General features: G+C 48.9%; 17 protein-coding genes. 11 read left to right on the plus strand and 6 right to left on the minus strand.

The genetic code is table 11. The features are described 5' to 3' along the window. Positions 1 to 194 precede the first annotated feature (194 nt). From EIZ48_RS00800 to EIZ48_RS00830, 7 genes are all read left to right on the plus strand, one after another. Entirely contained in the window at positions 195 to 1,877 is a 1,683-nt protein-coding gene (locus EIZ48_RS00800; protein ID WP_160648237.1) for a L,D-transpeptidase family protein, read from the plus strand. A 152-nt stretch (positions 1,878 to 2,029) separates the two neighbouring features. Beyond that, on the plus strand, positions 2,030 to 2,578 hold the full coding sequence (mepK, locus tag EIZ48_RS00805; protein ID WP_160648238.1) for a peptidoglycan L,D-endopeptidase MepK: 549 nt from the start codon (positions 2,030 to 2,032) through the stop codon (positions 2,576 to 2,578). Positions 2,579 to 2,752: 174 nt separating this feature from the next. Next, on the plus strand, positions 2,753 to 3,406 hold the full coding sequence (locus EIZ48_RS00810) for an MBL fold metallo-hydrolase (protein ID WP_160648239.1): 654 nt from the start codon (positions 2,753 to 2,755) through the stop codon (positions 3,404 to 3,406). A 424-nt stretch (positions 3,407 to 3,830) separates the two neighbouring features. Further along, positions 3,831 to 5,231 (plus strand): hexose-6-phosphate:phosphate antiporter UhpT, encoded by a 1,401-nt coding sequence (gene uhpT, locus EIZ48_RS00815; RefSeq protein ID WP_160648240.1) that lies wholly within the window; start codon positions 3,831 to 3,833, stop codon positions 5,229 to 5,231. Between the two features lie 189 nt (positions 5,232 to 5,420). Further along, positions 5,421 to 6,029 carry a response regulator transcription factor UhpA gene (gene uhpA / locus EIZ48_RS00820; RefSeq protein ID WP_160648241.1) on the plus strand — a complete coding sequence of 203 codons (609 nt, stop codon included), beginning with the start codon at positions 5,421 to 5,423 and terminating at the stop codon, positions 6,027 to 6,029. After that, the gene (uhpB, locus tag EIZ48_RS00825) at positions 6,029 to 7,540 is read left to right on the plus strand and encodes a signal transduction histidine-protein kinase/phosphatase UhpB (protein WP_160648242.1); all 1,512 of its coding nucleotides are present in this window, start codon (positions 6,029 to 6,031) and stop codon (positions 7,538 to 7,540) included. Before uhpA ends, uhpB begins: the two co-directional genes overlap by 1 nt. A 49-nt stretch (positions 7,541 to 7,589) precedes the next feature. Further along, positions 7,590 to 8,936: an MFS transporter gene (locus EIZ48_RS00830; RefSeq protein ID WP_160648498.1), complete on the plus strand. Its 1,347-nt coding sequence runs from the start codon at positions 7,590 to 7,592 to the stop codon at positions 8,934 to 8,936. Here the strand turns inward: EIZ48_RS00830 and EIZ48_RS00835 are convergent. Further along, on the minus strand, positions 8,918 to 9,580 hold the full coding sequence (locus EIZ48_RS00835) for a DUF2982 domain-containing protein (protein WP_240152823.1): 663 nt from the start codon (positions 9,578 to 9,580) through the stop codon (positions 8,918 to 8,920). The two genes, EIZ48_RS00830 and EIZ48_RS00835, sit on opposite strands and share 19 nt — an antisense overlap. Before the next feature lie 387 nt (positions 9,581 to 9,967). On the opposite strand from EIZ48_RS00835, the gene EIZ48_RS00840 reads away from it, so the two are divergent. Beyond that, positions 9,968 to 10,378 (plus strand): MarR family transcriptional regulator, encoded by a 411-nt coding sequence (locus EIZ48_RS00840; protein WP_075766451.1) that lies wholly within the window; start codon positions 9,968 to 9,970, stop codon positions 10,376 to 10,378. Positions 10,379 to 10,651: 273 nt separating this feature from the next. Continuing rightward, complete coding sequence (locus EIZ48_RS00845; protein ID WP_075766450.1) at positions 10,652 to 10,957, plus strand: hypothetical protein; 306 nt, start codon at positions 10,652 to 10,654, stop codon at positions 10,955 to 10,957. 194 nt (positions 10,958 to 11,151) lie between these two features. Here EIZ48_RS00845 and EIZ48_RS00850 read toward each other — a convergent pair whose 3' ends face one another. After that, complete coding sequence (locus EIZ48_RS00850; RefSeq protein WP_160648244.1) at positions 11,152 to 12,342, minus strand: amino acid aminotransferase; 1,191 nt, start codon at positions 12,340 to 12,342, stop codon at positions 11,152 to 11,154. A gap of 548 nt (positions 12,343 to 12,890) precedes the next feature. Between EIZ48_RS00850 and EIZ48_RS00855 the strand changes: the two genes are divergently transcribed. Beyond that, positions 12,891 to 14,234, plus strand: a complete 1,344-nt coding sequence (locus tag EIZ48_RS00855) for an MFS transporter (RefSeq protein WP_160648245.1) — start codon at positions 12,891 to 12,893, stop codon at positions 14,232 to 14,234. 113 nt (positions 14,235 to 14,347) lie between these two features. Here EIZ48_RS00855 and EIZ48_RS00860 read toward each other — a convergent pair whose 3' ends face one another. Beyond that, positions 14,348 to 14,566, minus strand: coding sequence for a VF530 family protein (locus EIZ48_RS00860; RefSeq protein ID WP_075766448.1), 219 nt, complete (start codon positions 14,564 to 14,566; stop codon positions 14,348 to 14,350). Between the two features lie 150 nt (positions 14,567 to 14,716). On the opposite strand from EIZ48_RS00860, the gene EIZ48_RS00865 reads away from it, so the two are divergent. After that, on the plus strand, positions 14,717 to 15,187 hold the full coding sequence (locus tag EIZ48_RS00865; RefSeq protein WP_160648246.1) for a DUF1456 family protein: 471 nt from the start codon (positions 14,717 to 14,719) through the stop codon (positions 15,185 to 15,187). 83 nt (positions 15,188 to 15,270) lie between these two features. On the opposite strand, the gene EIZ48_RS00870 is transcribed toward EIZ48_RS00865, so the two are convergent. The 3 genes from EIZ48_RS00870 to EIZ48_RS00880 all read right to left on the minus strand — a co-directional run bounded on the left by EIZ48_RS00870 (position 15,271) and on the right by EIZ48_RS00880 (position 19,230). Beyond that, entirely contained in the window at positions 15,271 to 15,849 is a 579-nt protein-coding gene (locus EIZ48_RS00870; protein ID WP_160648247.1) for a hypothetical protein, read from the minus strand. 271 nt (positions 15,850 to 16,120) lie between these two features. Further along, on the minus strand, positions 16,121 to 17,521 hold the full coding sequence (gene asnS, locus EIZ48_RS00875; protein ID WP_160648248.1) for an asparagine--tRNA ligase: 1,401 nt from the start codon (positions 17,519 to 17,521) through the stop codon (positions 16,121 to 16,123). Positions 17,522 to 17,610: 89 nt separating this feature from the next. Continuing rightward, entirely contained in the window at positions 17,611 to 19,230 is a 1,620-nt protein-coding gene (locus EIZ48_RS00880; protein ID WP_160648249.1) for a methyl-accepting chemotaxis protein, read from the minus strand. Between the last annotated feature and the right edge of the window lie 232 nt (positions 19,231 to 19,462).

The following is a 19,462-nucleotide window of genomic DNA, read 5'->3' on the forward strand; positions in this document are numbered from 1 at the left end:
TCTGCCAGTACCTGTGTTGTTGAGTTAACTCAAAAGGATAGGATGCTGGTGGCCTTTTCTGCTGCCTGTATCTTTTCTGACGAAATGGATTGAGTTTAAGAATTGAAACATTGCCGCGAGTTCCCCGAAGCTAAATTTAAATCCGTTATTTTGCGAGTTTGCCATACTTAAAATGTTGTTGACGGGGATCTCTCATGGCAATGTCAAAGCTTAGCTGTATCGGGCTTGTTCTGATGGTCACTTGTACACAGACGGTGTCGGCGGAAAGCCTACCGCCATCATCCCACTTGGCTGTAGGCGCTTCGCTACAGCAACCCGCTGAAGATGTCTTGCAACAGCAAAAGGCGAAACAGTGGGTACTCGAAATTGCAAATGATGTTTCTGCTATTCGCTATATTGATAAGCTTGCCCAGTTATACCATGCCATCGGCTATACGCCGCTTTGGCAAGACACCTTTACTGCCAATGAGTTTGATGAGCAGCTTAGGCTCTTGGCGCAGTCTGGCGTTAGTGCTGACTACACGCGCCGTTACTCGTTGTTGCAACACTTCAAAAATTCTAACGACTGGCGCCAGTACGACTTACTGGCAACCGATTCGCTGCTGGCTTATATGAGCTATATCGAAAGTCTGCCTGAATTCGGTCGCGGATGGTTGTTCGGTGCCGGGGTCGAGTCGCGCCTGCCTGCTCCCTCTTCGGTAGGGCTTGAGCGGTTGCTCAGTGCTGTTGAGGTCGACAGGCTGCGGTTTTTTGTCGCCGGGCTAAAACCGGCTGATGATCGCTATACGCAGATCGAACTGGCGATCAAGGAGTTGGAGCAGGCCGCCAGCCAGCGCTGGCCCGGGTTTTATCAGCAGGGGATTATCCGCCTTGGCACCCGGCTTAAGAACCCTGACGGCTTGATCACAATCCTCGAAAATCTTGGCGATTTGCAGGATTACGAGGCAGAACAGTTGCGTGAGGCGAAGGTACGCACTTACAACATCGACTTGGTTAATGCTATCAAAAGCTTCCAGCAGCGACATGGCCTCAAGGTTGATGGCACCATTGGCCCCAAAACCCGTTACTGGCTGGCGATGCCGGCAAAAGAACGTATTCGGATCCTGGCACTCAATGCGCAGCGACTGCATCTATGGCCGGCCGATCAGCCCTCCATGCTTGTTGTTAATATTCCTGACTATGAGCTGACGTTGTGGCTGGATAACAAACATGTGCTGGATAGCAAGGTGATCGTCGGCAGGCCCAGTCGCCGTACCCCTTTGATGACCTCGACGGTGGCATCGGTTGTCTTCAACCCGTACTGGAACGTGCCGATTTCTATCATGCGTAAAGATATTCTGCCCAAGGCCAGGTATGACCGAGGTTACCTGTACCGGAATGATTTCAGGGTCATCCGCAGTTGGACAAGTTCGGAGCAGATCCCGATCCATACCATCGACTGGCGAATTGTCAATGCAAAAGCGTTCCCGTATCGGCTACGGCAAAAACCGGGCAAGAAAAATGCCCTTGGTCGCTTTAAGTTCAATATTCCGAACGATAACTCGATCTACCTCCATGATACACCGGCCAAAAGCCTGTTTAACAAAGACGAGCGGGCATTCAGTTCAGGCTGCGTCAGGGTCGAGCATGCCGATGACCTGGCGATGATTTTGCTGACTTACTCGGGTGTCACCGAGCAGCGTGTCAACGAGCTCAAGGCGAGGACGAAAACCAAAACTGTCGGACTCAACAACCGGGTTAAGGTGCATCTGATTTATCAGACAGCCTGGGTAGACAATCAGGGTTTGGTGAATTTTCGTGATGATGTCTATAGCTATGATCAAATGAGTGAGATGTCTCAAAAAGAAGAAAAATTCACAATTATTTACCACGAATAATTTTCTTATAAGTCAGTCATTAGCCGATGGCGGTACAATAATTAAGCGTTTTATTGCGTTTAACACATTTGACTGAACAAAAACTGAACGGTATCTTGCTTTTCGATTCATGGCTTTGGCCCGACATTAGCAAGAAAGTGGTTTAGTTTAGGATGTCTGAGATTGATTACAAGCGCCGCCAGTTATTGGTTGCTGGGGGACTGGCGGTTGGCGCATGTTTATTGCCAGGAGTGGCATTGGCTAGCCCGTACAAAGCAACGAGTGCGAGAAAGATTTCGCTGTGTAATATTCATACTAAAGAAGATCTGGAAACCCAGTACTTTGATGGTCAAAGTTATATCAAGCAAGAACTGAAGCGAATTAACCATATTTGCCGTGATTTCCGCCGTAATGAAGTGGCAAACATGGATCGCCGTCTGTTTGATGCAATTGCCGAAATACAGGCGGGTTTAGGGCACAAGGGCCAGGTGCGGATTATCTCCGGTTACCGCTCTCCCGAGACCAACAAAGCATTGCAGAAAAATGGCGGGGTGGCAAAAAAGAGCTACCATATGAAAGGCGAAGCCATTGACTTCAATCTTGAAGGGGTGCCCTTGTCCAAGGTGCGCAATGCTGCCCTCGAGTTACGCCTCGGTGGCGTAGGCTATTACCCGAAGAGTGGTTTTGTCCATATTGATACAGGCCCGGTTCGTCGTTGGTAAGTGATAAAGGTCGAACTGCCAACCGAGTTGAGTGTAATATTTGTCGAATAATTCCAAAGCCGGTTTCTATCTCCCTCTCTTGATAGATTCCGGCTTTGTTGTATCTGGGATTTTGTTGTTACTGCCTGTGGCGTGTTATCCTGCCCCCAGATTATTGTGAGTTAGGAAAGGGCTATGAGTCTCCAGTTTGAAATTGTTCCAGTTACCCCGTTTCAGCAAAACTGTTCGGTTATTTGGTGTGATGAAACCAATGAAGCTGCCTTGGTCGATCCCGGTGGTGATATTCATTTGCTAAAAAACAAGGTTCAGCAACTGGGGCTGACAGTCACCAAGCTGATCCTGACTCATGGCCATCTTGACCATGTCGGCGGTACCGCGCCGTTAGCGGCTGAGCTAGGTGTACCTGTGATTGGTCCGCATAAAGAGGATGCATTCTGGCTGCAGGGGTTGCCTCGTCAGAGCGAGATGTTTGGTTTCCCGCTGACAGAAGCTTTCGATCCGGATCAGTGGCTGGAAGAAGGTGATGTGGTCACCGTCGGCAATCAGTCTTTAAGTGTGTATCACACGCCGGGGCATACGCCGGGTCATGTCGTGCTCTACAGTGCCGAAGCCAGTGTTGCCTTCGTGGGGGATGTGCTGTTCAATGGCGGGATTGGTCGTACCGATTTCCCGAAAGGCGATTTTCAGACTTTGATCAATTCTATCAAGGGCAAGTTGTGGCCGCTTGGCAATGATGTTTCCTTTGTACCGGGTCACGGCCCGATGTCGACATTTGGCAAAGAGCGGGTGTCAAATCCGTTTGTGGCAGACGAAATGCCGCTGTACTAACAGGCTTCAATTCCTGGGACTGACAAAGCGAGGGTGTTCAGCTCTCGCTTTTCTGTTTATTGATTCGCACACACTATAGTTCTCTTCTTTTATCCCCATCTTTTTAATGTGACTACTTTCACGCTTTTCCAGCCAAGATGCAAAAACTAGGAATCTTTCCTAATTGTTTTAGGTCGGCTTCTCAAGCCAGTAAACCTGACCGTCTTTAAAATCTTCAGTCAATCGGGTTGAACATCCTTATGCCTTGCCTTCAAACGCCTTGTTTGGCGGGTTGCCGAGGTTTCGGTATGGGCATAACTATTTCTTTTGCTCCCGATGATCTCCAGGAGTCTGCTTACTGAATGCCGTCTGATAGTTCGGTGGTGAACAGGACATGCCAGGTATTCAGTAAGTAGGCTTTATATTAGAAAATTGAGGGTTTCACATGTTTAAATTGTTGGAGCAGGTCAGAAAGCCGACGCTGGATCTGCCTGTAGAAGAGCGCCGCAAGATGTGGTTTAAGCCATTCATGCAATCGTACCTGGTTGTATTTATTGGCTACCTGACCATGTATCTGATCCGCAAAAACTTCAATGTTGCTCAAAACGACATGATTTCAACCTACGGCTTGTCGATGACAGAGCTAGGTATGATTGGTTTGGGTTTCTCTATCACCTACGGTATTGGTAAAACAGCCGTTTCTTATTATGCCGATGGTAAAAATACCAAGCAGTTTCTGCCGTTCATGCTGATCCTGTCTGGTATTGCGATGCTGGGCTTCAGTGTGAGCATGGGCGGTTCAGGTGTGAGCTTGTTCCTGATGATTGCTTTCTATGGTCTGAGCGGTTTCTTCCAGAGTACCGGTGGTCCGTCTAGTTACTCTACCATTACCAAGTGGACACCGCGTAAGAAGCGGGGTACCTACCTGGGCTTCTGGAACATGTCACACAATGTCGGTGGTGCCGGTGCGGCAGGTGTTGCCCTGTTCGGTGCGAACTACCTGTTTGATGGTCACGTGATCGGTATGTTTGTCTTCCCGTCGATCATTGCTCTGGTAGTGGGCTTTATCGGTCTGCGTTACGGCAGTGATTCACCGGAAGCTTACGGCTTGGGCAAGGCCGAGGAACTGTTCGGTGAAGAAGTCAGCGAAGAGGATGTCAACGCTGAAGAAAACCAGATGACCAAGCGCGAAATCTTCATGGAATACGTGCTGAAGAACAAGATTATCTGGTTGCTGTGTTTTGCCAACATCTTCCTGTACATCGTACGTATCGGTATTGACCAGTGGTCGACAGTTTACGCCTATCAGGAGCTTGGTTTCTCGAAGGAAACGGCTATCCAGGGCTTTACTATGTTCGAGGTTGGTGCTCTGGTCGGTACCTTGATGTGGGGTTACCTGTCTGATTTGGCCAATGGTCGTCGTGCCCTTGTCGCATGTGTTTCTCTGGCACTAATCATCTTTGCGCTTGAGTTCTATCAGACCGCGACAACTGAGTACATGTACCTGGGTTCTCTGTTTGTACTTGGCTTCCTGGTGTTCGGTCCTCAGCTGCTTATCGGTGTTGCTGCCGTTGGCTTTGTTCCGAAGAAAGCGATCAGTGTTGCCGACGGTATCAAAGGTACGTTTGCCTACCTGATTGGTGACAGTTTTGCCAAGCTTGGTCTGGGTATGATTGCCGATGGTACGCCTATCTTCGGTTTGACAGGTTGGCAGGGTACCTTTGCGGCTCTGGATACTTCAGCCGCAGTATGTATCGGTTTGTTGTTCTTTGTTGCTATCGCGGAAGAGAAGAAAATCCGTCGCGAGAAGCGCCTGCTACAAGAGACTGAAGTAGAACTTGCCTAAGTTGCTCTGACTCAATAAACCACCCTTCTGGGTGGTTTTTTTATGCCTTTATGAATATATGGGAAGTGGACCTGACTGCTTCTTGTGATAAGGGATGTAATGAATGCTGGGATTTCATTTTTCGCTCTTGCCTGTCAGGGCGGATGGATGTAGCTTATGCCTCTTTTTGCTGTGGCCGGGTGGTGCTAGATGATCAAAGTCGTACTGGTAGATGATCACATTATTGTGCGTTCTGGGTTTGCCCAATTGCTGTCGTTGGAAACCGATATAGAGGTTGTCCGGGAATTTGGCTCTGCTCAGGAAGCAAGGCTGGGCATTCCGGGCAGCAAGGCTACGGTTTGTATTCTGGATATTTCGATGCCGGACGAAAGCGGCTTGTCTCTGCTGGCCGATCTGCCGGAAGGAATCGCCTGCATCATGCTGAGTGTCCATGACTCGGTAGCGATTGTCGAAAAAGCACTGGAAGCAGGGGCCAGGGGCTATTTGAGCAAGCGTTGTAGCCCGGATGAATTAATTCAGGCGGTACGAACAGCGGCAACCGGCGGTTGTTATCTGACGCCTGACATTGCGCTGAAACTGGCTTCCCCCGATCGTGGTGGAAAGCAGCTGACCCAACTGACCAAGCGCGAGCGTCAGATCGGCGAGATGCTGGCATTGGGGCTGGATGTAAAGACGGTGGCAGCCAAGCTGGGCCTTAGCCATAAGACGGTTCATGTTCATCGTGCCAATGCGATGGACAAACTGAACGTCAAGAATAATGTCGAGCTGGCAAAGTGTTTCGCTTCTGAGGCGCTTTGATGCGTAATTTTGCTATTACCTCCCTGTGTAGCTGGCTGCTGATATCCTGCAGCTGGTTTTGTCTGTGGATCATTGGCTTTTACTTCACACTCGATCCCGAGCTGGCCGTCTTATTTTTTCCCTTTGCGATGAGGTTGGGGATATCTCTTCATGCCCCCAAACAATACTGGCCGGCTATATACGGGGCGGAGTGGTGGCTGATTGTCTCTTTGGCCGTGATGCTCGAACAGCCACAGTGGGTGTCGGTTATTGCCGCGAGTTTACTCAGCCTGCCGGTCCTGTGGCTGGCCCATCAATATTATTACGGCACCCAGTGGCGCAGGTTATGCGTCATGGGGGCAGTGATCGGCCTGACGGCGCTGATAAATACGCTGGCAGTCGCCTCACAAAGCAACCATAGCCTGATGGTACTGCTGGTCAGCATTACCGGCGGGTTGATGCTGGTGCCCAGTTGCTATTTGATTTGGAGCTATTTGTTTCAGAAAGCGTGGATCCCGCTGACTGTCGGTCTGGTGTCTCGCCCTGTTGAGCTGCGAAGCCGGCATGTGGTGCTTTATGCCTCGTTGTTTATGGTTAGTATTGCGATTCAGCTTGGCCTGCCTGATGAGATGCGCCGGTTTGCGCCGTTCTGCCTGGCAATCCCGATCATTCTTCTGGCGTTTCGGTATGGCTGGCAGGGCGCTTTGCTGGGCACCTTGCTAAACAGTGTGGCCTTGATTGCGGCCAGAACCGGGGGCAGCAACCTTGAGATCACCGATCTCTTGTTGTCGCTATCGGCCCAGAGCCTGACAGGCATTTTGCTGGGGATGGGGATCCAGCGCCAGCGTGAGCTGAACCAGCAGCTCCGCCATGAACTGGTCCGTAACCATAGCTTATCCCGTCAGCTGGTAAAGGCCGAAGAATCGGTCCGACGCGAAGTTGCCCGCGAGCTTCATGACGAAATAGGGCAAAACATCACGGCGATTCGTACCCAGGCCTCGATTATCCAGCGTGTTGAAAATACGCCGATGGGGAAGACTTGTGCAACCACGATTGAGTCGCTGTCACTGAATATTTACGATACCACCAAGGGACTGCTGACCCAGCTGAGACCGAAGTCACTGGATGATCTCGGCCTTGAAGATGCCGTGCACCAGTTGGTCCGAGAACTCGAGTGCGAAAGTCACGGTATAGAGACCATTATTGATTGGCACCATAACGGCCAGGATTTGGCTGCACTCAGTGACACCATGAGTGTGACTGTGTACCGGATTTGCCAGGAAGCACTCAATAATATCGTGAAATACGCCAGGGCCTCCGAAGTGAGCATCCGTATCGACATCAGGGAAGAGGTTGAGCTGATTGTCAGGGACAATGGTATCGGCTTTAAGCCGGAGCTGACACTCAATGGATTTGGTCTGCGTGGGATGCGCGAGCGGGTTCAGGCTCTCGGAGGAACCTTCACACTGCACAGCCAGACAATGGGAGAAGCACAGGGCACTGAGCTTAGAGTGACTCTGCCTGTGTTGTAATTCTGCTTCTGTTGTAACGTCCTTGGGTTGAATGAATAAGTAAAGAATGATGCTGGGTTATCTAAAATCACCGCAATCTGCGCCAACGGTTACCGACACCAAACAGGTCGACGAGATGTACCGTCATTGGCGGTTCCACATAATGTTTACCATGTATATCGGCTATGCCGTGTTTTATTTCACGCGAAAGAGCTTTAACTATGCCTTGCCGGCAATGATCGCTGATCTGGGCATTGATAAAGCCGATATTGGCATGATCGGAACGTTGTTCTATATCACCTACGGCTGTTCGAAGTTTCTCTCCGGGATCATTTCTGACCGCTCTAACCCGCGTTATTTTATGGGGATCGGTCTGATTGCCACGGGTGTGATCAATATCCTGTTTGGCTTTTCGAGCTCATTGCTGGTAATGACAAGCCTGTGGGTACTGAACGCCTGGTTCCAGGGCTGGGGATGGCCACCGTGCTCCAAGTTGATGACAACCTGGTATTCACGTTCAGAGCGTGGGTTGTGGTGGTCACTGTGGAGTACTGCCCACAATGTTGGCGGCGCATTGATCCCGCTTCTGGTGGGTTTCCTGACCCTGCATTATAGCTGGCGCTACGGATTCATCGTTCCTGGTCTGATTGCTGTTGTGGTTGGTCTGGTACTTTGCTGGCGGCTAAGGGATAAGCCAGTGACTCTCGGGCTGCCGACGGTTGGCCGCTGGCGCAAGGACAGCTTGGAGCTGGCCCAGGAAAACGAGGGCAGGGGACTGAGCCACAGTGATATCCTGAGTAAGTACGTGTTGAGCAACAAGTATATCTGGCTGCTGGCGTTTAGTTATGTGCTGGTGTATATCGTGCGCACAGCTGTTAATGACTGGGGTAATTTATATCTGACCGAGCAGCACGGTTACAGCCTGATCACTGCCAACACAACGTTGTCGTTGTTTGAGGTGGGTGGGTTTGTCGGCTCTCTTGTCGCCGGCTGGGGGTCTGACAGGCTCTTTGGTGGCAACCGGGGACCGATGAACTTGATCTTCTCTATCGGAATCTTTCTGTCGGTGGCGGCACTGTGGCTGATGCCGATCACTGGTTTTGTGCTTCAGGCTGGCTGCTTTTTTACTATCGGGTTTTTTGTTTTTGGTCCGCAAATGCTAATCGGCATGGCGGCGGCAGAGTGCTCCCATAAAAATTCTGCCGGGGCTGCGACGGGCTTTGTCGGACTGTTTGCCTATATGGGAGCGGCGCTGGCAGGTTATCCGCTGGCCCTGGTGATGGAGTATTACCACTGGTCGGGCTTTTTTACTGTTATCTCGGCGGCAGCGGCTGTGGTGGGTTTGCTATTGTTGCCATTCTTAAAAGCGCAGGAAACCGAGGAAAAGGAAACAGCCAGTTATGAGGCCGCCAGATAACGGCGGGTAAGGCCGACAAAATCCTCTGTTGAGCGGTCGAGCAGATCTTCCGAGATGAAGAAGTCATAGCCGAGCAGCTCGCGGTTGTAATGCATTCGGTTGGCCAGCATAGCCAGCAACCCTTTGAAGGTTTTTCCGCTACGACCGATGTAGTGCGTATCGTCAAACAGCATGTCTTCTATTTCATGGGGGGGGTTATCCATCCGCTTGTAGGCAAGAAACAGCAATGCCCGTTGCTCGAGCAGGATCTTGCTGGCAATACGAGGACAGATGGCGTCAAGGAACTCCTCGTAATCCTTCAGCCGGATCCCGACCCAGGGTATCGGCTGGTGCCAGCCTTGGTTGGCAATCGTGGCAGGGCCGATCTCGGCAATATTCTTCCATCGCGCCAGCCAGCCGCCACTCGGGCTATGAAACTGAATATGCATAAAGGTAAGGGTAAAGGACAGCTCGGGCTCTTGCGCCTGTTTTATCGCAATGATCAGTAAGGTGATAATTGCCAGCAATAAGATGGCGACAGCGGCAGATTTAATCGCCGGCACAAGGAACACAGTCAGGCCAAGGGCAATAAATGCGGCCAGGCTGATGATCAGCAGCAGTCCCCGGGGCTTTGATATCGGTGGCTTTATATAGCGTGTCTCCAAGCTGTTCTCCTTACTGATCACTTCTTTTAAGTATGGCTGATCTCTTGGCATAATATTTTTGTGCCCACTAATGCATATTAGTCAATGAGATTTTAATGAAGTAGCCATAATTGGGCCTATTTGCTGAAAATACCCGCTTAGTTATAGGTTATCGTTTGATATTAGATACATTTTTAGGCAGCTACTAATTGTTGGAAATGAGAGCCCAGCGCTTATTTTTGAGTAAAATCATGTTTTGTTGCGGGTTAAATGACCGTTTGCTGGCATTTCTCTAACATACTTGGTATAACACGCGCTTACTTTTTCCCGCTGGAAATACCAAGCTCATTCATTCCTTGACTGGTATATGGTGGTGACTGAAAGTAGTGCAACGGAGTAGGAAATTTAATGAGAATCTCTCACAAACGTAAAGTTCAGCTTAAGCTGCAAAAACGCGTAAAAGCAACGGTAGCAGCAGTAGCCAAACCGGCAGCCGTGAAAGCTGCTGTAAAAAAAGCACCAACTGCAGAAACAGTAAAAGCTGCTCCAGCGGCAAAACCTGTTGAAGAGCAAAAGCCAGTTGAAGCGGTAGCTCCGGCTGCGGCTCAAGTGTCTTTAACTCCAAAACAGCAGGCAGTGCTGGATATTGTGGTTAAGAACATTGAAGGTATCAATCCTAAGGGTATTGGTCTTCAAGCTGGCCAGGAAGATGCGAAAGCAGCTTCATGGGCAACAGGTGCGCTTAAGAAACTGGCCGAAGAAGGTCTGGTTGAGCGTATCCAATTGGCAGGTAACAAAGTACTTTATAAAGCACTTTAATCCTTGCCGAGCCCGCTCCTGCCAAAGCAGGAGCGGGTGTCCTTCTTAATTCTTATCCAAGCTGTTCTTTTTCTGATACATCTCTGCCTACCTTTCTTTCAGATATTCATCCTGCAATCCACGACATTGAATCGATCAAATCAGTCATTTCTATTGGCACTTGATTTTATTGACAAATTTACTTTGCCGCTGTCGATATTCCGCAGCTCTGCTATAACTTAACTATAACGGAGTGAACTTTTCAGGGAAATTGATACTCGGAGGCTATATTTTATGACAATGATAAGTGCTAGAGAGTTTTCTGACTGGCTCCGCAATCGCTTTGCTGATGAAGATCAAGGGGTATGTTTGACGCGCGAAGATATCAATCAGCTAACGGGCAGGCAGAGTTTTTCTCTGGGATTTGTCCATGATATTCACTACGAGCTGATGCAGCATGGAATGGCCTTTGTTACTGATACTTCAAGAGAAACCTTTTATTTGGTCCCAGTTTCTAACAAGCCCTGGCGAGAGCAGTTAGAACACCAATATGAGAGGGAGCTTTTTTGCAATGTCTTGCCCCTCGATAAATCTGGCTGAAGAAGCAGAGCGGCTCAGGAAGAAAGATAAAGGTAAAGGCGATTCAGACTCAAAGTAACAGATTTTCTTTGCATCGTTAAATTTGAGACAGATGGGTTTGAAAGGCTATACAGATAAAGAAAAGGGCGCGAAGAGCGCCCTTTTTGTTGTTTCGGTGCTTTAACGTGGAAGCCCTATTACAGAGCTTCGGCAAGTTAAAGTACAGCTGCGATACCCTTGCACAGCGGCGGCATGTTGGATTTTGTCATGCCCGCGACGCTGATCCGGCCCGAACCAACAATGTAGATACCGAACTCTTCTTTCAGGCGGTTAACCTGGTCTTTGTTCAGGCCTGAGAAAGAGAACATACCGTTCTGGCGCTCGATGAAGCTGAAGTCTGCCTCGACGCCCAGATCTTTCAGAGTTTGCACAAACAGCGTACGCATTTCCTGAATACGGTCACGCATGTCGGCAACCTCTTGTTCCCACTCGGCGCGCAAGGCTGCATCGTTTAGGATTTCGGTAACAATTGCAGCACCGTGAGCTGGTGGGTTAGAGTAAATAACACGGGCAATGCTCTTCACCTGGCTAAAGGCAGTCACTGCCAGCTCGTTGCTTTCGGCAACAAGGGTAAAGGCGCCGACACGTTCGTTGTACAGGCCGAAGTTCTTGGAGAAGGAGCTAGCAACCAGCAGCTCTTTACACTGAGCCGCGAAAATACGCAGGCCTTGTGCATCTTCTTCTACGCCCTTGGCGAAGCCCTGGTAGGCAAAGTCAAACATTGGCAGCAGTTGCTTCTCAACACAAAGCTCAGCCAGTTTCTGCCATTGTGCGGCGTCCGGATCAATACCTGTTGGGTTGTGGCAGCAGCCGTGAAGCAGAACAATGTCGCCAGGCGCAGCGTTAGCCAGATCAGCCAGGGCAGAATCGAAGTCCATGTCTTTGGTTTCTGCATCGTAGTAGGCATATTGTGCCGTTTCCAAACCGGCAGCCTTGAATACACCCATGTGGTTGGCCCAAGTCGGGTTGCTGATCCACACTTTTACATCGCCTAGCTGGCGCTTGATAAATTCGGCAGCAACACGAAGGGCACCGGTACCACCTGGTGCCTGAGCGGTTTGCGCGCGTTTGTCCGAAATAATGGATGCATCAGCACCGAAAAGTAACTGCTGAACAGCTAAACCGTATTCAGCAGTACCAGGAATGCTGAGATAGGATTTAGTTGTTTCTTTTTCCAATAAAATAGCTTCTGCTTTTTTTACTGTTGCCAGAACAGGAGTATTGCCAGACTCGTCCTTGTAGATACCAACGCCCAGGTTAATCTTTTCCGGGCGGGTGTCTTTTTTGAACTCTTCGGTCAGGCCTAAAATTGGGTCGGCAGGTGCAGCAGTAATTTTCTCAAACATCGTGGTCATCCATGCTGGTAAAAACAAACGGTCATAACCTTATTTATACCCTTTGTAGGTAAGTATTGACAACAAAATGCAACAATTTCATGAAAGATTTTTCCAAAGTCGCTCATAGTTATAGTTTTTGGTTAATCTTCACCACTCTTTGACAATCGTCACCAATTTCATTTGCAATAAAATTACGACATTTAGCCACGTCAGAAGGTGCAAAAATACACTTTCTGATCGTTTTTTCGTTACTTAAATATAAAAGCGTGTAATTTTACAACATTCGGTAATGTTTGACATTGTTGGTGTGAAATTGATCACAGATGGTAGGGGGTGGCTTCCAATAGGATTGCTCTCCGATGGAAACGGTCAAATATGATGAATACGGTCTGTTTATTGTACTAAAGGATATAAAAAGCCCTGCTTTAATAACATACAGGCGATAAACATACCAAATCACAACTCTTACATTGTTCGTCATATTCAGCCTGGAGTTGGAAGTTACCGCAGTCGCAATAAAATTTCAGACTGCGGTGGTATATATCGGGGATATATTAATGGAAAAGCCACGCCTTTCGTTTTGGCAAATATGGAACATGAGCTTCGGTTTCATGGGAATTCAATTTGGCTTTGGTTTGCAAAATGCCAATGTCAGTCGAATCTTTGAAACACTGGGAGCAAGCATTGATCAAATCCCTATCTTATGGATTGCTGCGCCGCTTACGGGGTTACTCGTACAACCTATCATTGGATACTTCAGTGACCGTACCTGGACAGGGTTAGGCCGACGCCGCCCGTACTTTTTGTTCGGGGCGGTAGCTTCTTCGGTGGCGCTGATTGTAATGCCATATTCCCCGTATTTATGGGTGGCCGCAGGTATGCTGTGGATTCTTGACGCATCGATAAATATTTCGATGGAGCCTTTCCGTGCGCTGGTGGCCGACAACTTGCCTTCTGAGCAGCGAACGCAGGGCTTTGCGGTTCAAACATTCTTTATCGGCGTGGGCTCGGTTGTCGCCTCTGCCATGCCTTATCTGCTAACAAACGTGTTCGATGTGTCAAATACAGCGCCAGCCGGCGAGGTACCGCCGTCGGTCAAAATCTCCTTTATTTGTGGAGCCGTGGTGTTTATTGGCTCCATCTTATGGACGGTAATTCGTACTAAGGAGTATTCACCGCAAGAGCTGGCAAAGTTTAACAATGAACAGTTTGAGCCAAAAGAAAAAGCCAGCCTGAAAGAGATCATCACAGATATCAAGGCGATGCCAAAGACAATGGTTCAGCTCGCTGTGGTGCAGTTCTTTTCTTGGTTCGCGTTGTTTGCAATGTGGATCTATACCACCTCGGCGGTGACATCTCACATCTTCGGTACCACTGACACCAGCTCAGTGGTGTATAACGAAGGGGCGGACTGGGTTGGCTTGTGTTTCGCGACCTACAATGGTATTTCGGCATTGGCTGCATTTGCCTTACCCTGGCTTGCCCAACGCACCAGCCGTAAGTTTGTGCATAGCCTGAGTCTGATCATCGGTGGCCTGAGCCTTGCCTCAATTTCTCTGATCGAAACACCATCGATGCTGATGCTCAATATGGTGGGAATAGGCTTGGCATGGGCCAGCATCCTGTGTATGCCTTATGCGATTTTGGCCGGCGCGCTGCCTGCAAAGAAAATGGGATTCTATATGGGGGTCTTCAACTTTTTTATCGTGTTGCCGCAGATCCTTGCTGCTGGCGTACTTGGCTTTTTCACTCGCTGGGCTTTTGGTGGCAATACAATGATGGCGATTGTGCTCGGTGGTGCTTCGATGATCTTTGCCGGCCTGATGGTCTCAGTAGTTAAGGATGAAGATGAGCCGAACTCCGCTTCGGAGCAAGTAAAGCTGAAGCCTGAAACGAACTAATTCAGCACTTTCTTTCTAGCGTCTTCTGTTCAGAAAGGCCAGCCCGGTTACGCGGCTGGCCTTTTGGTATTTAATGACGACAGCATTTGTGACTTGTCAGGGCTTATACGTTCCTAGATAAAGAAGGTATCAAGGTATAGCTGTTCGACTTCTTTTCTTGCCCATTCAGTACGGCGGAGAAATTTCAGGCTCGACTTCATGCTCGGGTCATTGTTGAAGCAGCGGACGTTAACCAGCCTGCCCAGTTCTTCCCATCCATAGTGATCAACCAGCTCGCCGAGTAGGGTTTGCAGGGTAATACCGTGCAGCGGGTTATTGGGTTGCGTGTTCATGTGCTTTGTTTCTTCGCTTGATCTGAGTGGCGGCCACTATAGCAGCTTTAAATCAGCGTTTGTAACTAATGGGGACTAATATCTGGTAAAGTAGCGGGCAATTTCGCAGTACGCCATTTCGGCAATGCTGCACTAATACTAGGATTTACTGTGCTTAACAACGACATCTTGCGACGTATTCGCTATACCTTTGATTATAACGATGCGGCAATGATCAGCATTTTTGCTGCCGCGGACCATGAGGTAACCCGAGAGCAAGTTAGCGACTGGTTGAAGAAAGATGATGATGCTGCATTTAAGAAGTGTACTGACCGTGAACTGGCTATTTTCCTCAATGGCCTGATAAATTCAAAACGCGGCAAGAAGGAGGGCGTCCAGCCTGAGCCTGAGTCACGTCTTACCAATAACATGATTTTCATGAAGCTACGTATTGCATTGAATTACAAGGCTGAAGATATACTTGAAATTATGGAGTCGGTTGATTTCACTATGAGCAAGCATGAGCTAAGCGCTTTTTTCCGAAAACCAGACAACAAGCATTACCGTGAATGTAAAGATCAGATTTTGCGTAACTTCCTGCTTGGTGTTCAGCAGAAGTTCCGTCCGGGTTCTGCAGAGTAATACTGAGATCAAACACATCTATTCAGTGTGATAAACAAAGGCTACCCAAGGGAAGGGTGGCCTTTGTTATAGTTGGAACCGCTTTAGCTGAGCTGTTCATCCAGCGAGATTTCTCCCTCATGCTGAGTCAGCAGCATTTTTTGGATATTGAAACCGCAAAGCATGAGAATAAGACACCAATTTAAGAAAGGAAGTGTACTTTTTTCCAGGCTTTCAGAGAGTTGAGTTGGTTTCCACTGAAAGGTGTCACAAAGGCTTTCTACCGTTATGCCAGTGAAGGTGTTGTCACCAATAATGCGCTTAAATTCTTTTTCGCTAGGCATTTCAAAAATGCTTCTATTTTTAAACGCAGTTGGTTTGAATGCGCGCATTACTTTCCTTGCATCGACATCAATAGGCTGACCGTTATTTTGAATGTTCGGTCGGCCTGCGAGGGCTGCGAGAAAACACCAGCAAGGGTAGGGAATATTAGAAATATTCTCAGGTTCACGCTTGTAGCGTGACATCCAATCAGAGATTTTTTTCTCTTGTAGGCCAGTTAAACGGGCGAGGGTTGCTGAATCATACCCATACTCTTTTAGCAGGTTGATAATTTCAGCGACTTCTGAAACGAAGGGTTTGGCCCACAGGCTTGCTGGCGCGAGGGTAGTTTCTCTGATCATAATAGGCTCATCGGGTTTAGTGCTGGTGCTTAGGGCACACAAGCGGATAGGCATAAGCTTATTCGATGCGAATCAGTAAGTCTATTCGTCTGACTCTGTTCGCTATCTATGATATTCCACCTGTCGATATTGCGGTCAGTTATGCAGGGGCTGGGCGGAACCAGGCTTGAAAGAAATAGCAAGGCTGAAAACAAACAGGACGAGCATAAAGCTCGTCCTGTGGAGTCGGTGACCTACCTCTAGATAGGTTCCTGTGCACTTCTAACTGAGATTAGAAGTTTGCAGAGCGTGGCGCACGTGGGAATGGAATTACGTCACGGATGTTAGCCATACCTGTTACGTAAGTTACCAGACGCTCGAAGCCCAGACCGAAGCCTGAGTGAGGAACAGAGCCGTAGCGACGCAAGTCACGGTACCAGCCCATGTGCTCAGGGTCGATACCCATTTCAACCATACGCTTGTCAAGAAGCTCCAGGCGTTCTTCACGCTGAGAGCCACCGATGATTTCACCGATACCCGGCGCCAGTACGTCCATTGCGGCTACTGTCTTGCCATCGTCGTTCATACGCATGTAGAACGCTTTGATGTCTTTCGGGTAGTTCTTCACAACAACAGGTGCTTTGAAGTGTTCTTCGGCAAGGTAACGCTCGTGTTCGGAAGACATATCGATGCCCCACTCAACATCGAACTCGAACTCACGACCAGAATCTTTCAGGATCTGGATAGCGTCAGTGTAGTCAACCTGTGCAAAATCTGACGTTACAAACTGCTCTAGACGAGTAATTGCATCCTTGTTGATACGCTGCGCGAAGAACTCAAGATCATCGCGACGCTCTTCAAGAACGGCCTTGAATACATATTTCAGCATGTCTTCAGCCAGTTCTGCCACGTCATCAAGCTCTGCGAATGCAACTTCTGGCTCAACCATCCAGAATTCAGCCAGGTGACGGCTGGTGTTCGAGTTTTCAGCACGGAACGTCGGGCCGAACGTGTACACCTTGCTCAGAGCACAAGCGTAAGCTTCTGCGTTTAGCTGGCCAGATACAGTCAGGAAGGTTTCTTTACCAAAGAAGTCTTTGTCAAAGTCAACTTCACCCGCGTCAGTCATCGGTGTGTTCACCATGTCCAGAGTAGAGACACGGAACATTTCACCGGCACCTTCACAGTCAGAGGCTGTGATCAGTGGCGCAGACATCCAGAAGAAACCTTGCTCGTGGTAGAAGCGGTGGATCGCTTGAGACAGGCAGTTACGAACACGTGCAACCGCACCGATCACATTAGTACGTGGGCGCAGGTGAGCCACTTCACGAAGGTACTCGATAGAGTGACGTGTTTTTGCCATTGGGTAAGTATCTGGGTCTTCAACCAGGCCAACGATTTTTACTTCAGTTGCCGCAAGCTCGAAATCCTGACCTTTAGCCGGTGATTCAACAATCTTGCCAGTCACCTCAACAGAGCAACCAGTTGTCAGTTTAAGTACTTCTTCCTGGTAATTATTTAACTCATTAGGGACCACGGCCTGAATCGGGTCGAAACAAGAGCCGTCATAAATGGCAAGGAAAGAGATTCCAGCTTTGGAATCACGACGTGAGCGGATCCAACCGCGAACAGTGACTTCAGTGTCTACTGCTAGCTTTCCGCTTAATACGTCTGTTACAGGCGCGTAAGTCATGTTTAAATTATTCTCCGTTAAGGCACTTTATAGATCTGTACTTAAAGATACAGTCCGAAAGAGCAATATTACCTGTCTTACGTCAAGCATCAAGCATTGTTATCACTTGAAAGGGTAAATTGATGAAGTAATCGCTCTAGTTGTTCGGCCAACTGCTCAAGATTTACACTAATCTCACGAGATTGTAGTGCATGAGCGGAGGTATCGTCTGCATGACTGGTGATGGTTTCGACTTTTGTTCTGATGGAGTCGGCCATATTGGCTTGGGCAGAACTTTGCTGCTGAATATCGTTGGCGTGGTTATTGACTACCTGAATGCCGCTACCGATTTCGGACAATGCATGGGACAACTGCTCGATGGTCGCCATTTTGCTATGGGCGGTCTGACAGGTTGTTTCGACGGCACTGGCTGACGCTTCGCAGTCACTGTGCAGTGCTTCGATAATTGACTGGATATCCCCGGTAGCCTGATGGGTACGGTTGGCCAGGTTGCGAACTTCTTCGGCGACGACGGCGAAACCGCGGCCCTGCTCGCCAGCACGGGCAGCCTCAATCGCGGCATTCAGAGCCAGCAGGTTAGTTTGTTCGGCAATGGATCGGATCACGTCTAAAATACTGGCAACCTGCTGGCTTTGCTCATTCAGGTTATCGATACGGCTTTTGACGTTTTCGATGTCTGAGACCAGAATTTTGATGTCATTGCCGGCATCGTTGGCCAGCTGAGTACCCAGAATTGCTGATTGAGAGGCACTCTGGCTCAAGTTTGCAGCTTCTGTGGTGCGTTGCTCAATATCATGTTGCTGGTGCTGCATATCATCGATGGCAACAAACATTTCAGAGGTTTCATTGCGCTGACTGTCAGCAGCATTGGTGGTATCTGCCGAGACATTGATCAACTGATTGGCCTGCAGGGTAAGAGATTCCGAGGTATTTTGTACCTGTTGCAGGCTGGCAGAGAAGTTATCCAGCATCTGATCATAGCTATGGCACAGCTCGCCGATCTCATCGGTCCGGGTTTCATTGAGGCGGCCGCTCAAATCTTTGTTGACACTAGTTTGCTTCATGTACTCCGACACTCGGCGTAACGGCCTGACAATCATTCTGCGGATCAGGGTTAACGAGAACAGGAAGCCGGTTGCTGCAATCGCTGCCATGATCCCGCCGGCAATCAGTAGTTGCTCATTGACGCGCTGATAGAGAGGACCGAGATTATATTCCAGGCGAACCACGCCAAGCACTTCGCCTTCGGGCACGATGTGGCACTGGAGGCAGTTGGTGCCGCGATAGTTGGAGCTGGCTTTCATTGGCAGGGCAACAAGCAGGCTTTGGCCGTTATTGGTGGTCACAGTCTCGGTAATTTGCTCGCCTTTAAGTGCGCGTTGGTCAAATTCGTCGACTGGCGCCTGATCTTCAAGACCCGGGCCGAATATATTTGTTACTGCCGGGCTTCGGATGACACGGACATTTTCGATTCCGCTATGGGAAAGAACCTTGTCCCGCAAGGTTTCTCGCTGGGCCATGGTTCCTGTCAGCATCATCATGTTCAGGCTGTCGAAGTAGTTGCCGGCCTTATCCAGGGTTTGCTCGCTAATTACCGACTCTAGTAGTACTTTTTGCTGGCGCGATTCATAGGCTAATGATGTGATCAGCACAACGGTGAACACGATGAATAGTGTTAAGAGGAGCTTGTGAGCAATTGTTAAGCGCATCTTCCATGATCTCTTTGTAGGGCTTTCACGTAATCTGAATCAGTACCGCCTGTGCCTCTTCTTTTTCCACGGCAGCGGCCAAAGCAACGGGAAGATAATTGCCTAGCTTTTTGACATGTTGAAGAGCGACTTCAGTTGGTTCAGATAACAGTTCTGTCTGTTATTCTTATATTTTTTATATGGGTATATTGTACTTGTTGCGGTTGTTAAAAAATAGTTTTGCGCTGGTTAT

Origin of the sequence: Photobacterium alginatilyticum (assembly GCF_009910675.1) — a bacterium.
GTDB classification, from domain to species: Bacteria; Pseudomonadota; Gammaproteobacteria; order Enterobacterales; family Vibrionaceae; genus Photobacterium; species Photobacterium alginatilyticum.

Coding starts and splice junctions, on each gene's coding strand:
- EIZ48_RS00800 (WP_160648237.1), top strand. CDS start 195: ATGGCAATGTCAAAGCTTAGCTGTATCGGGCTTGTTCTGATGGTCACT.
- mepK (WP_160648238.1), top strand. CDS start 2,030: ATGTCTGAGATTGATTACAAGCGCCGCCAGTTATTGGTTGCTGGGGGA.
- EIZ48_RS00810 (WP_160648239.1), top strand. CDS start 2,753: ATGAGTCTCCAGTTTGAAATTGTTCCAGTTACCCCGTTTCAGCAAAAC.
- uhpT (WP_160648240.1), top strand. CDS start 3,831: ATGTTTAAATTGTTGGAGCAGGTCAGAAAGCCGACGCTGGATCTGCCT.
- uhpA (WP_160648241.1), top strand. CDS start 5,421: ATGATCAAAGTCGTACTGGTAGATGATCACATTATTGTGCGTTCTGGG.
- uhpB (WP_160648242.1), top strand. CDS start 6,029: ATGCGTAATTTTGCTATTACCTCCCTGTGTAGCTGGCTGCTGATATCC.
- EIZ48_RS00830 (WP_160648498.1), top strand. CDS start 7,590: ATGCTGGGTTATCTAAAATCACCGCAATCTGCGCCAACGGTTACCGAC.
- EIZ48_RS00840 (WP_075766451.1), top strand. CDS start 9,968: ATGAGAATCTCTCACAAACGTAAAGTTCAGCTTAAGCTGCAAAAACGC.
- EIZ48_RS00845 (WP_075766450.1), top strand. CDS start 10,652: ATGACAATGATAAGTGCTAGAGAGTTTTCTGACTGGCTCCGCAATCGC.
- EIZ48_RS00850 (WP_160648244.1), bottom strand. CDS start 12,342: ATGTTTGAGAAAATTACTGCTGCACCTGCCGACCCAATTTTAGGCCTG.
- EIZ48_RS00855 (WP_160648245.1), top strand. CDS start 12,891: ATGGAAAAGCCACGCCTTTCGTTTTGGCAAATATGGAACATGAGCTTC.
- EIZ48_RS00860 (WP_075766448.1), bottom strand. CDS start 14,566: ATGAACACGCAACCCAATAACCCGCTGCACGGTATTACCCTGCAAACC.
- EIZ48_RS00870 (WP_160648247.1), bottom strand. CDS start 15,849: ATGATCAGAGAAACTACCCTCGCGCCAGCAAGCCTGTGGGCCAAACCC.
- asnS (WP_160648248.1), bottom strand. CDS start 17,521: ATGACTTACGCGCCTGTAACAGACGTATTAAGCGGAAAGCTAGCAGTA.
- EIZ48_RS00880 (WP_160648249.1), bottom strand. CDS start 19,230: ATGCGCTTAACAATTGCTCACAAGCTCCTCTTAACACTATTCATCGTG.